The 11,566-nt window shown below is 55.0% G+C and carries 14 protein-coding genes and 2 tRNA genes; 14 read left to right on the top strand and 2 right to left on the bottom strand.

What is annotated here, in order from left to right:
- The first annotated feature begins 38 nt into the window (after positions 1-38).
- The 12 genes from HX448_RS04015 (at position 39) to HX448_RS04070 (ending at position 8,682) form a co-directional block, all read left to right on the top strand.
- Positions 39-111, top strand: a tRNA-Arg gene (locus HX448_RS04015).
- Positions 112-169: 58 nt separating this feature from the next.
- Positions 170-730, top strand: a complete 561-nt coding sequence (locus HX448_RS04020; RefSeq protein WP_226846880.1) for a 2-oxoacid:acceptor oxidoreductase subunit gamma family protein — start codon at positions 170-172, stop codon at positions 728-730.
- Entirely contained in the window at positions 723-1,019 is a 297-nt protein-coding gene (locus HX448_RS04025; RefSeq protein WP_102330512.1) for a 4Fe-4S binding protein, read from the top strand. The genes HX448_RS04020 and HX448_RS04025 overlap by 8 nt, the downstream gene beginning before the upstream one ends.
- Complete coding sequence (locus tag HX448_RS04030; RefSeq protein WP_102330511.1) at positions 1,019-2,194, top strand: transketolase C-terminal domain-containing protein; 1,176 nt, start codon at positions 1,019-1,021, stop codon at positions 2,192-2,194. The genes HX448_RS04025 and HX448_RS04030 overlap by 1 nt, the downstream gene beginning before the upstream one ends.
- Complete coding sequence (gene porB, locus HX448_RS04035) at positions 2,194-3,114, top strand: pyruvate synthase subunit PorB (RefSeq protein ID WP_102330510.1); 921 nt, start codon at positions 2,194-2,196, stop codon at positions 3,112-3,114. The genes HX448_RS04030 and porB overlap by 1 nt, the downstream gene beginning before the upstream one ends.
- Complete coding sequence (locus HX448_RS04040; RefSeq protein WP_102330509.1) at positions 3,111-3,581, top strand: NADH-quinone oxidoreductase subunit NuoE family protein; 471 nt, start codon at positions 3,111-3,113, stop codon at positions 3,579-3,581. Before porB ends, HX448_RS04040 begins: the two co-directional genes overlap by 4 nt.
- Positions 3,581-5,455 (top strand): NADH-quinone oxidoreductase subunit NuoF, encoded by a 1,875-nt coding sequence (locus tag HX448_RS04045; protein ID WP_102330508.1) that lies wholly within the window; start codon positions 3,581-3,583, stop codon positions 5,453-5,455. Before HX448_RS04040 ends, HX448_RS04045 begins: the two co-directional genes overlap by 1 nt.
- Positions 5,456-5,458: 3 nt before the next feature.
- Positions 5,459-6,196, top strand: coding sequence for a 2Fe-2S iron-sulfur cluster-binding protein (locus HX448_RS04050; RefSeq protein WP_102330507.1), 738 nt, complete (start codon positions 5,459-5,461; stop codon positions 6,194-6,196).
- Between the two features lie 117 nt (positions 6,197-6,313).
- Positions 6,314-6,386: transfer RNA gene (locus HX448_RS04055), tRNA-Pro, on the top strand.
- A 207-nt stretch (positions 6,387-6,593) separates the two neighbouring features.
- Positions 6,594-6,899 carry a hypothetical protein gene (locus HX448_RS04060; RefSeq protein WP_102330506.1) on the top strand — a complete coding sequence of 102 codons (306 nt, stop codon included), beginning with the start codon at positions 6,594-6,596 and terminating at the stop codon, positions 6,897-6,899.
- Between the two features lie 63 nt (positions 6,900-6,962).
- On the top strand, positions 6,963-7,883 hold the full coding sequence (locus HX448_RS04065) for a PAC2 family protein (RefSeq protein ID WP_102330505.1): 921 nt from the start codon (positions 6,963-6,965) through the stop codon (positions 7,881-7,883).
- Positions 7,867-8,682, top strand: a complete 816-nt coding sequence (locus HX448_RS04070) for a PAC2 family protein (protein ID WP_102330504.1) — start codon at positions 7,867-7,869, stop codon at positions 8,680-8,682. The genes HX448_RS04065 and HX448_RS04070 overlap by 17 nt, the downstream gene beginning before the upstream one ends.
- A gap of 4 nt (positions 8,683-8,686) precedes the next feature.
- On the opposite strand, the gene HX448_RS04075 is transcribed toward HX448_RS04070, so the two are convergent.
- Together HX448_RS04075 and HX448_RS04080 are read right to left on the bottom strand one after the other, a co-directional pair.
- Positions 8,687-9,388, bottom strand: coding sequence for a hypothetical protein (locus tag HX448_RS04075; RefSeq protein ID WP_102330503.1), 702 nt, complete (start codon positions 9,386-9,388; stop codon positions 8,687-8,689).
- Between the two features lie 66 nt (positions 9,389-9,454).
- The gene (locus tag HX448_RS04080) at positions 9,455-9,910 is read right to left on the bottom strand and encodes a ferritin family protein (RefSeq protein ID WP_102330502.1); all 456 of its coding nucleotides are present in this window, start codon (positions 9,908-9,910) and stop codon (positions 9,455-9,457) included.
- Between the two features lie 127 nt (positions 9,911-10,037).
- Here HX448_RS04080 and HX448_RS04085 point away from each other — a divergent pair, with 127 nt between their 5' ends.
- Positions 10,038-10,886 (top strand): universal stress protein, encoded by an 849-nt coding sequence (locus HX448_RS04085; protein WP_102330501.1) that lies wholly within the window; start codon positions 10,038-10,040, stop codon positions 10,884-10,886.
- A 20-nt stretch (positions 10,887-10,906) separates the two neighbouring features.
- On the top strand, positions 10,907-11,560 hold the full coding sequence (locus HX448_RS04090; RefSeq protein ID WP_226846852.1) for a ribulose-phosphate 3-epimerase: 654 nt from the start codon (positions 10,907-10,909) through the stop codon (positions 11,558-11,560).
- Positions 11,561-11,566 lie beyond the last annotated feature (6 nt).

An 11,566-nucleotide genomic window follows, 5' to 3' on the forward strand; every position in this document is an offset into this window, starting at 1 on the left:
TAGCATTAAATAAGTTAAAATAGACGTCTATCCCATCTGCCCCTGTAGCTCAGGTGGATAGAGCACCAGCCTCCGAAGCTGGTAGCGAGCGTTCGAGTCGCTCCAGGGGCATTTCCTGCGTAGTAACTTTTTTCAAGAGGGGGGAGGAGCTACTATCGACAGCGAACTTATCGAGATCAGGTGGCACGGGCGCGGCGGCCAAGGAGCCGTCACCTCGGCCGAACTTATCGCGCAGGCGGCTATCGCCGAAGGCAAATTCGCGCAAGGATTTCCGAGTTTCGGTCCGGAACGGCGGGGTGCGCCGGTCATGGCCTATAACCGGATCAGCGCCCACAACCCAATCAGGAACCGCGCCGGCATTACTCAGCCAGACGTGGTGGTTGTCCTTGACCCGAGCCTTTTGGCTATAGGAAAGGTGACATCCGGGCTAAAGGACGGCGGCATCGTCATTGTCAACAGTTCTAAAGCTACTGACGCTTTTCTGGATCTTTCGCAAAAGTGGAATGTTGCTGTAATCGATGCAACCCGCATCGCGAGAGAAGAGCTGGGTGTGCCGATTGTTAACACCACCATGCTCGGTGCGCTTCTCAAGGCGACCGGCGTCATCGACCTGGCAGCAATGACCGAGCCGTTGAAAGCCCGCTTCGGCCGGCTGGCGGAAAAGAATATCAAAGCTCTCAAGCGGGCATTCGAGGAAACCCAGGTAAAGGAGTTGAAGACCGTTGGCTAAATCGGAATTCGAATTAACCTGGCAGGATATCGAAATTGGCGCTGCGGTCACCGAACCAGGAAGCGCCGCGGCATACAAAACCGGCGACTGGAAATCCCAGCGGCCGACCTACGACTATTCCCGGTGCCTCAAGTGCGGCATCTGTTACGTTTTTTGCCCTGAAGGCTGCGTCCGGCAGAATCAGAAGGGCCAGTTTGAAGCAAATCTGTTTTATTGCAAAGGGTGCGGCATTTGCGCCTACGAGTGTCCCACGCGGGTCATCGTGATGCGGGAAGAAGAGGAGCAATAATGGGGAAACGTGTTGGTGTAGAAGTCTCCATCGCTCTTGCCGATGCCGTAAAACTAGCTAATGCCGACGTCATCGCCGCCTACCCGATCACCCCCCAGACCCACATTGTGGAGCACCTGGCGGAACTGGTGGCTGAGGGCGAACTTGACGCTGAGTATATTCCGGTAGAATCGGAGCACTCCGCGCTTTCCGCCTGCCTGGGTTCGGCGGCGGCTGGCGCCCGCACTTTCACCGCAACCGCGGGCCAGGGGCTGGAACTGATGCACGAAGTTCTCTATGTCGCCTCCGGCATGCGCTTGCCCATTGTTATGGCGGTGGCCAACCGTGCGTTGTCATCTCCGCTGTCGGTGTGGGGCGACCATTCCGACGCTATGGCGGTCAGGGATACCGGCTGGATCCAGATATTCACTGAGAACGGCCAGGAAGTAGTCGATCAGACCATCTGCGCCTTCAGAATCGCCGAGGACCCCAGAGTTCTTCTACCGGTGATGACACACCTCGACGGCTTCAACTTGTCCCATGTTATCGAGCCGATCGAAATGCCATCTGAAGAAGAAGTCTGTGACTTTCTGCCGGTCAGGCGCAACCCCCTCACCCTGCACCCATCCAAGCCGGTGGCTATGGGTGATTTTGCTCCTCCGGTAGTATATACAGAAGCCAAGTGGGCCCAGGAACAGGCGATGATGGCGGTCAAGCCGATCATCCTGGATATCTGGGACGATTTCGCTAAAAAATTCGGCCGCGAGTACAAACCGGTAGAGTGCTATAAATGTGACGGCGCCAAGAACCTGCTGTTCACCATGGGCAGCTTCTCCGAGACTGCAATGACTGCTGTCGACAAGCTCAGGGACGCGGGCATTGACATCGGCCTGGTGCGTCTCCGATTGTGGCGGCCGTTCCCGTTCGAGGAATTCCGAGCCGCAGTCAAGGACGCGGAGACACTGCTTGTGCTTGACCGCTGCATCTCATCCGGCGGCCCCGGCGGCCCCGTGGCCTCGGAACTCAAGGCGGCTCTTTATAACGAAGAAAAGAAGCCTAAAGTGGTCAGTTTCGTCGGCGGGCTGGGCGGCCGAGATATCACCGTGGCGGGTTTTGAGAAGATCATCATTGACGGACTGGAACTGGCGGCTAAAGGCCAGGAACGGGAGTATGAGATCGTGGGGGTGAGGGAATAATGCAGAACCTTGGAGTTTACGCCTCCCGATTAGTAACCAAAGAAGAAAATTTTGTCCCTGGGCACCGTGCCTGCATCGGCTGCGGCGAAGCCCTGGCGGTCAGGCTGGCAGCCAAAGCCTTCGGTAAGAATACTATCGTAGTCAACGCTACCGGCTGCATGGAAATTGTGGCTTCCCAGTTACCTTACACCTCGTGGAAATTACCCTGGATCCATACCCTGTTTGAGAACTCCGCCGCAGTTGCCTCCGGTGTGGAATCGGCGTTGAAAGTCCAGATGCGCAAGGGCAAGATCCCGCAGGAAGACATCAAGGTGGTGGCTATCGGCGGCGACGGCGCCACGGTCGACATCGGACTTCAGGCTATCTCGGGTGCTTTCGAGCGCGGTCATGACTTTCTTTATATCTGCTTCGACAATGAAGCATATATGAACACCGGCATCCAGCGGTCTTCTGCGACGCCTTTTGGCGCTTCGACCACGACCTCTCCCGCCGGCAGGGCAAAAGCCGGCCAGATGTCCTGGAAGAAAAACATGCCGGAGATCGCCGTCGCCCATAACATTCCTTATGTGGCCACCGCATGCCCGAGCTATCCCTTCGATCTGATCGAAAAGGTCAAGAAAGGCATGGCGACCAAAGGCCCGGCTTACATTCACGTCCTTTCAGTATGTCCCACCGGCTGGCGCTGCGACACCGAGATCAGCGTCATGCTGGGACGCCTGGCGACCGAAACCGGGGTGTTTCCGCTCTACGAAGTGGAGAACGGGAAATACAAGATGAGCCTGGTACCGGAGAAACTGAAACCGGTCAAAGACTACTTCAAACTTCAGAGGCGGTTCCGCCACTTGAAACCCGAAGCGATCGACGCCATCCAGGCGCGGGTGACTGAAGAATACGAGAAACTACTGGAGAAAGCGGTATGACGCTTGATACCAAATCTTACGCCGAGGTGGTAAACACCATCCTGGCCAAGTATGAGCAAGACGCCGCCATGCTGGTCGGCATCCTGCAGGACATTCAGTCAGAACTGAACTACCTGCCCAGGGAATGCCTGGTGATGGTCGGCGAAGAGCTCGATATCCCGCTTTCACGTGTATACAGCGTGGCTACTTTTTTCAAGGCGTTCAGCTTGAAACCCCGCGGTCGCCACAGCCTGCATGTCTGCATGGGCACCGCCTGCCATGTCAGGGGAGCCGAGAAGGTGCTCGATAAGCTGCAAACCGAACTCTGCCTTTGCGCCGGTGAAACCTCGCCCGACATGAAATTCACCCTGGAAACGGTCAACTGCGTCGGCGCCTGCGCGTTGGGACCGGTGGTGGTCGTCGACGGCGAGTACGCCGGCCAGGTCACGACCGATAAGGTCAAATCCATCTTAGAGGGTTGTAAATAATGGTCATCGAAGAAAAGACCCTCAAGCGGTTGAATTCCCCTGAAGAGCTTGAAAAGTTCCGCCAGGAGTTAGCCTGCGCTTCATCGGCAAAAACAAAGACCATAACTATCTGCTGCGGTACCGGCTGTTTGGCGTACGGCGGCGCCAAGGTGGCTCAGGGATTCAAAGAAGAGATCAAAGCCCGCGGGCTGGAAAATGAGGTCGAGGTCAAGACGACGGGCTGCCACGGCTTCTGCGAGCGCGGTCCGCTGGTAGTCCTCCGCCCGGAGAACATCCTCTACCAGAGGGTTAAATCCTCTGATATCGGCGACGTCATTGACACCGTCAAAGAGGGCAAGATCGTCGACCGGCTGCTTTATACTATCCCTGGCACTAAGACCATGGTGACCTACGAACATGACGTCCCATTTTACAAAAAGCAGATGCGCCTGGTATTCGGCGCCAACGGTTATATTGATCCGACCTCAATACAGGATTACATCGCTTGCGGCGGTTACTCAGCCCTGGCTAAAACACTCCACTCTATGACATCGGATGAGGTCATCTCCGAAATCAAAAAGTCCGGGTTGAGAGGCAGGGGCGGTGGCGGTTTTGCCACGGGCGCCAAGTGGCAGAGCACACGCGAAGCCCACGGCGAAACGAAATATGTCATCTGCAACTGCGACGAGGGAGACCCCGGGGCGTTCATGGACCGGTCTCTTATGGAAGGCAATCCCCATTCCATACTTGAAGGCATGGTGATCGCTGCTTTTGCGGTCGGCGCGAATCAGGGCTATATCTATATCAGGGACGAGTACCCGGTAGCGGTAAAGCATGCCGAAAAGGCCATCTCTCAGGCAGCGGCAATGGGCCTCCTGGGCAAAAATATCCTGAGTTCCGGATTCGATTTTAGTGTCAAAATCAACCGGGGCGGAGGAGCCTTTGTCTGCGGCGAATCCACCGCCCTAATGGCATCGCTCGAAGGCAGGGTGGGTGAGCCCCGGGCGAAATACATTCACACCTCAGAACGCGGTTTGTGGGATCAACCAACGGTGCTCAACAACGTCGAAACTCTGGCGAATGTGCCTCTTATTATTAACAATGGTTCCCAGTGGTTTTCCAACATCGGTACCGCCAACAGCAAGGGCACCAAGATCTTCTCGCTGGTGGGCAAGGTTAACAACACCGGCTTGATTGAAGTGCCGATGGGTATCAGCCTCCGCGAGATCATCTACGATATCGGAGGCGGCATTCCCAAGAATAAGAAATTCAAGGCAGTCCAGACCGGCGGCCCATCCGGCGGATGCCTGCCAGAATCTAAACTTGATATGCCCGTCGATTTCGACGAACTGACCCGTGCCGGATCGATGATGGGCTCAGGCGCGATGATTGTCATGGACGAAGACAACTGCATGGTGGACATCGCCCGATATTTCCTGTCATTTCTTGAAGGTGAATCTTGCGGAAAGTGCGTGCCCTGCCGTGAAGGCCTGAAGCGGATGCGCCAGATCCTGGATCGCATCATTTCCGGACAAGGCAAAGAGGGGGATATCGAACTTCTAGAAGACTTGTCCGAGACCCTGACCTGGGGCGCCCTGTGCGGTCTCGGCAGCGGCGCCGCCAACCCCATCATGTCCACCATCCGCTATTTCCGAGACGAATACGAAGTGCATATTAAAGAAAAACGTTGTCCCGCCGGTGTTTGTAAACCACTGATCACCTACAATATCGTCGAGGCTAATTGCCCTAACTGCACTTTGTGCATCAAGGCTTGTCCGGCTGGCGCCATCACCGGCCGGGGTAAGAAAATGCCGGTTGTACTGGACCAGTCCAAGTGCACCAAGTGCGGCGCCTGCTTCGACGTCTGCCGCTTGAACGCCGTGGAGGTACGATAGCCAATGGTTAAAATCAATATCAACGGCCGTGACTTTGAGGCCGAACCATGCCAAACAGTGCTTTCGGTGGCTCAATCGGCCGGCATCGATATTCCCACCCTGTGCCACACCGAAGCTGTCGCTGATTACGGTGCCTGCCGAATATGCCTGGTCGAGGTGGAAAGGCGTGGTCGCAAACGGCTGGTGACCTCCTGTCTCTACCCTGTCGAAGAAGGCATCAAGGTTACAACCGATTCCGAACGGGTGAAAAAAGTCCGGAAAACGATCATCGAACTTCTTCTGGCGCGATGTCCTGAGTCGGAGGCCATCAGGGACATGGCCGCCAGCATGGGGATCAGTGAATCGCGTTTCGCCCTTGAAGACAAAGCCGAAAGCGGCACCTGCATCCTTTGCGGCTTGTGCACCCGTGTTTGCTCCGAAGTTGTCGGTGCGTCAGCAATCAGCCTGGTCAACCGCGGGACCGCCCGCGAAGTCGCCCTGCCTTTTTACGATGAAGCCAGTTCATGTATCGCCTGCGGCTCTTGCGCCTACATTTGTCCTACTGGCGCTATCAGCCTGGTGGACGCAGGCAGCAAACGGATCATTTCCTGGCCGAACGGTACAGTGGATTTCCAGATGAAAGAGTGTGCCCGCTGCGGCACCCATTATGCCCCCGTACGACAGGTGGAGTACATGGTTCAGAAATCCGGTTTGTCGGCAACCGAGTTCGAGCTTTGCCCTGATTGCCGCAAACTCGATTGACCTCTTGTCGAATAACCAAGATACAAGATACAATAACCAAGCGGGCCGGGTCGGCAAGCCCAGGTGACAAGTTCCGATTTTTACTAATCTGGTTATCAGTGTGTGAGATTTATTCTTCGGGGTGTAGCGCAGTTGGTAGCGCGCAGCGTTTGGGACGCTGAGGTCGGAGGTTCGAGACCTCTCACCCCGAGTTTCCCCTCCTGTCTGCCCAACCCCAAATTCTAAGTACCAAGCTCCGAATCCCAAACAAATCCAAAATCCAAAGCCTAAAGTACCAAATACCGGGCTTTTTTGTTTGAGGCAGATCCCTTCAGCAGTCTCGAGCAGGCTTAGGATAGAACTCGAATTTGACTTACAGCTGCCATCCCCTGACAATGGAAAGAAACGGAGGACACAGATGAGTTCCAAGACTGTCACGTTGAAGGTCAACAGTGTCAACATTCCCCTGTCATTCTTTGTCCAAACTTATTTTGATAGGGTGATGGACGGTATCGTGGGATCTCTCGAACACACCGGCACCGTGGAAACGCTCATGCTTGATGGTTCGAAAGATGCAATTGCGTTGACTCTGAACGGCTTGCCGGTGGCTATGAACGAGTTTGTCCGCCATATTGTTCGGAGGACCGCTGAGGGGATGATATCCAGCCTCAGGGGAGTCGACCAAATCAATACTTTCAATATCAGCGTCGCCGCGGGTAAATAGGGATGGGCACCTCTTTTTTTCGATGCGGTTGTTCGATGGACGGTAACAAGATACAATTAGCCCATGTCTTTTCGTCTATCTTCCGAGCCGCAGCTCAATTCACCTGATCTCATCGTCGGTTGGCCGGGTATCGGTAATGTCGGTCTGATGGCTGTTGAAACACTCAGAAGACAACTGAACGCTGAGTATTTCGGGGAGATCGAACCAGAACCTTTTTTCTATCCCTCCGGCGTCGTCATCAAGTCGGGAGTATTGGAAACATTGAGTTTCCCGGGCAGCCGGTTCTATTACAAGAAAACCACCCAACGGGACCTGATCCTTTTCATCGGCGATGAGCAACCCGCGGAAACGGGTTCCACTTATGCTTCCGGCGGAAAAGCCTACGAGATGGCTAACCTGGTAGTCGATGTGGCCCAAAAATTCGGCTGCCGGCGGGTATTCACCTCCGGCGCCGCGGTTTCACCCATCCATCACAACTATACTCCGGGGGTCTGGGCGGTTGCTACCGATACGAACCTGCTCAAAGATATCGACGAAGCTAGAGCCAGACGGTTCAAAAGCGAATTGCAGGGTAAAACCGCTCAAGCGAACATCAGCGGCCTGAATGGCTTGCTGATCGGCGTAGCCGCACAGCGTGGCATCCCGGCAGCCTGCCTCATGGGCGAAGTGCCGGACTACCTTGCCCGGGCGCCCATGCCTTACCCCGCGGCGAGCCGCTCGGTGCTTGGGCTGATCTCGCGTTTTTATAACCTAAGCCTTGATCTCAGTGAGCTTGACGAGATGCGCCGCCAGCTTGGCGACATGATAGAGCAGTTCTTCAACCAGTTCCCCGACGAGTTGAAAGAGAAGATTTCGCAGCGGGCACAGGTCAGGGCAGAGGTTGAGGACGGGGAAGCCATTACCGACGAGGATAAAAAGTGGATGGCCGACCATATTGAAGACCTGTTCCGTCCAGCCGGAGGCAGCAATGACCGGGCAGCTTAAATACGTATCTACCCCTCAGCTCAGACGACCGGTGCTCATTGCGGGCTGGCGGGGCGAGGCCGGGAATATCGGTGAGCGGGTGGTGTCGCTCATCAACGAGGCGATGGATCTCAAATCGCTGGCTGAGATCGAGCCTGTCGGCTTTTTTCAGTTGTCCGGGGTCGAGGTCACCAGGGACCTCGCGCGCCTGCCCGATTGCCGCTTCTATTATTCAGAGGCGTTTAATTTGATCACGCTGCTATCGGATGCCCCCTCCTTTGAGGTGTACCAATTCATCAAGAACGTCCTGGATGTAGCCGCCAGGTTTGTGGTGAGTCATGTTGTGGTACTTTCCGGCTTTCCGGCGATGGCGTCGCATAACACACCCAGCCAGATGCTGGCCAACCTTTCAACTCCACTTCTCAAGGACTGGTTAGCCGGCGAGTTGATCAACACCGGAATAGACTATTCTTCTCCACCGGGGCAGAAACCGCCGATCAGCACCTATCTAACATGGGAGGCCAAACAGCGCGGTATCGAAGCGGTTTCACTGTGGCAACCGATACCTTATTACCTGGCGCCTTTTGCCGATGAAACCGGAGCTCAAAGGGTAGTTTCACTGCTACGGGAAAAACTGGCAATCCCGATTGAATTAGAGCCGGTCTTGGAAGCCGCTCAAAAGCAAAGGGAAAAGATTGCGGCCTTACGGCAGTCGGTGCCGGAGGTCGAAAAATATTTGACCATGCTGGAGAGCAATCTGAGTCTCACCGAATTCGAAGCCGGGGCCTTGGCCGCGGCAATGCGTCAGGTGATGATCTAGATCTTCAATCCGTTGATGGCCCTTTTTCGGGCTCCGGCGGGGTCGTTTGAGCTTTAGCATCCCCGGTATCCGCAGAGGTCTCTTCGGACTCGTTTTCTTCAACCGGACGGTTACGCATGAACCGGTGGACCTCGTCGAGAGACGGGGGGAACACGCTGAAAACCTCTATTTCCCTGGGGAACTGGATGGGATGCCCTTCACGGATGAACAGCACTCCGGCCTCATCGGGTTGGAGAGTCTCATCGATCTGCTTAACGATATGGTCGTAGCGGTTTTTCATCGATTCGCGGTACTGCTCGGTCGCCAGCTTGGCTACTTTGGCGCTGGAAAAGCCCATCATGATGAAACGTTCCCAGTCCATCGTCTCTGAGATGAGCTCGCGTTCCTCGATGGCGTTCAAAACAGCTCCATTTTCGATAAAGGCGCGGGCCAGGTTATAGCTCGAAGGATTGTATTCTTCGAGTGTCTTAAAGGACTCTTCACTGGTGTCGTCGATGCCTTCGTGATAAATGTGTTTTACGGCGCCGATGCGCTGTTCCAGGTGCCTCAATTGGCTTTCGACGTCTTTCCAGTATTTGTCAAAGAGTGAAACGTATTCATTGGGCGCTTCAGGCCAGCGGTAGAGCAGCGGCACCACGTACAGTTTGCGCTTCCCGCTGAAAGTTGATGCTTCCGGACGTTGAATTTTCCCCAGTTCTTCAGCCATGTGGTCTCCTTGCTGCATAAGTCTGTTAGAGTCTTTTGGATGGAAACCCTGTGATCGACGACTTGATTAATCTTCGATGTAAACGATTCGGTCGTAAAGGAGTTCCAGCTTTGCCTTGTGAGCCATTTCCTGCCAGGCGATTGCCTGGCACAGGTTCTTGGCGCTTTCGTCGCTGAAAAGGCCCATCAGGGAGGTGTAAAAGTTAACCGATTCCGCCTCGCGTTTAATAGCAAACAAAAGGGTTTCGGTGAGTTCGGCCCCCGGCAGTTCGGACGGCGCTTTCAGATGGTCGGTAAGCTTGAGATCGGCGATTCTTGATGGCAATGCCGGGGTACGCTTGATATTTTCCGGCTTAAGGTTTTTGAGCACCGCCAGGTGGTGTCCTTCTTCTTCAGCAAGCTCTTCGAGCAGAGTTGCTACAGCCGGCTCGGGAGCTAGTGTCGCGGCTTGGCGGTATATCGCTGCCGAAGCCACTTCCTTCAGCATAGCCGTTTCCAGGATTTCGGATACTTGTTCGTTCATCAGACCTCATACTGTTCTATCGTTCTTGCTATTCTAAAAGCGGCGGTCGCATGTGTCAATTTAACACCTTTGCCGCGACTATTGATTCAGGTATAATCAGGATTAAATACAGCCCTGGAGCTTCATCATGGGATATAAAAAAATTCTTATCCCCCTGGATGGTTCCGAATCTGCGGAACTGGCGCTGCCTTATTCAAGGAAACTGGCAGATGAGCAATCAACCCTTGTCTTATTCAGCGTCTGTCCAGAAGATGAATTGCGCCTTTGCCGGCTCAACAGCGCCTACCTGGGCCTTCAGGCGGATGTGCTCCGGGCGGCCGGTTACCAGGCCGTCAGCCACACCGAACCGGGAAACCTGGCCGAGCGCATCAAAGATTACGTCGCCAAAGAAGCAGTTGACCTTATTGTCGTCTGTCGGCAGGGTCATTCCGATCTCAGCAAGGAAGAAAAAGTACTTCAGAACCTGGTGACCGAACGATGTTCCCTGTTTTTGGTCAAACCGGGCAGCGGGCAGCCGAAATTGACGAAAATCCTGCTGCCCCTCGATGGTTCGATAGTATCCGAAAACGCGGTCCCCCACGTGATCCGCCTGGCTCAGATCACCAAAGCCGAAGTCCTGCTGCTTTCGGTCAACGGATATCCGGAGATCCCTTCCGACCGCCCCCCAGCCGCCAAGCCGAGCTGGGAGGAGTACGCGCTCATCCTGATGAAAGAGGTGCGCGAGCAAGCCCGGGAATACCTTGGACGGGTTGCGGCGGATTGCCAGAAAGCCGGTGTCACTACCAAGACAACCGTCGTATTCGGCGGTATCGCCGAAAGCATCGTCAGGGTTGCCGAAGAACACAAGGCGGATGCCATTGCCATGGCGACGCACGCCCGCACGGGGATCGACCGGTGGGTCTATGGCAGCGTTGCCGCGGCGGTGAGTTCAGCGACGACGTTGCCGATGCTGCTCGTCCGCGAAACCGAACGCTAATCTATTTATCGGCGGAGAAATTGAGCAGACAAATTAGAGTCGTTCCAGCATTGTTGACCGATGATGTCTCTGCGCTAAACCAGATGGTCAAAGCCATCTCGAGCGCGGTGCAATGGGCACAGGTGGACATTATGGACGGCCAGTTCGTACCGTCGAAGAGCATCGGCTGGCAGGAAATAAAGGCGGCTAAACCAAAATTCGATTGGGAAGCCCACCTCATGGTGAAGGAACCGGAGTCCTATTTTTCAGGATTTAAATCGGCGCGCGCCCGCCGGATTATTTTCCATTTTGAAGCGGTGACCGACCCAAAAGTCACAATTGATACGGCCAGAAAACTGGACCTCGATATCGGAATGGCGCTGAATCCGGGTACCCCGGTTTCGGCCGTCGCGGAGTACCTGCCGCTTCTCGACAGCATCTTGATAATGTCGGTGATACCCGGTTTTTATGGGTCGAAGTTTATTCCGGAAGTGCTCGATAAAGTAGGCGAGATCAGAGCGATCAGACCCGAAATCCCAATCGGTATCGACGGCGGAATCAAGGAGAGCAATATCCTGGAAGTCGCGGCCAGCGGAGTTGGTGATATATGCGTAGGGTCGGGGATATTCCTCAGCGCCGATCCTGCGGCTTCCTGGCGGCATCTTCAGACGCTTGTCGATGCAGTTGATGCCTGAGGAACG

The organism is Dehalogenimonas etheniformans, from assembly GCF_014672715.2.
GTDB classification, from domain to species: domain Bacteria; phylum Chloroflexota; class Dehalococcoidia; order Dehalococcoidales; family Dehalococcoidaceae; genus Dehalogenimonas; species Dehalogenimonas etheniformans.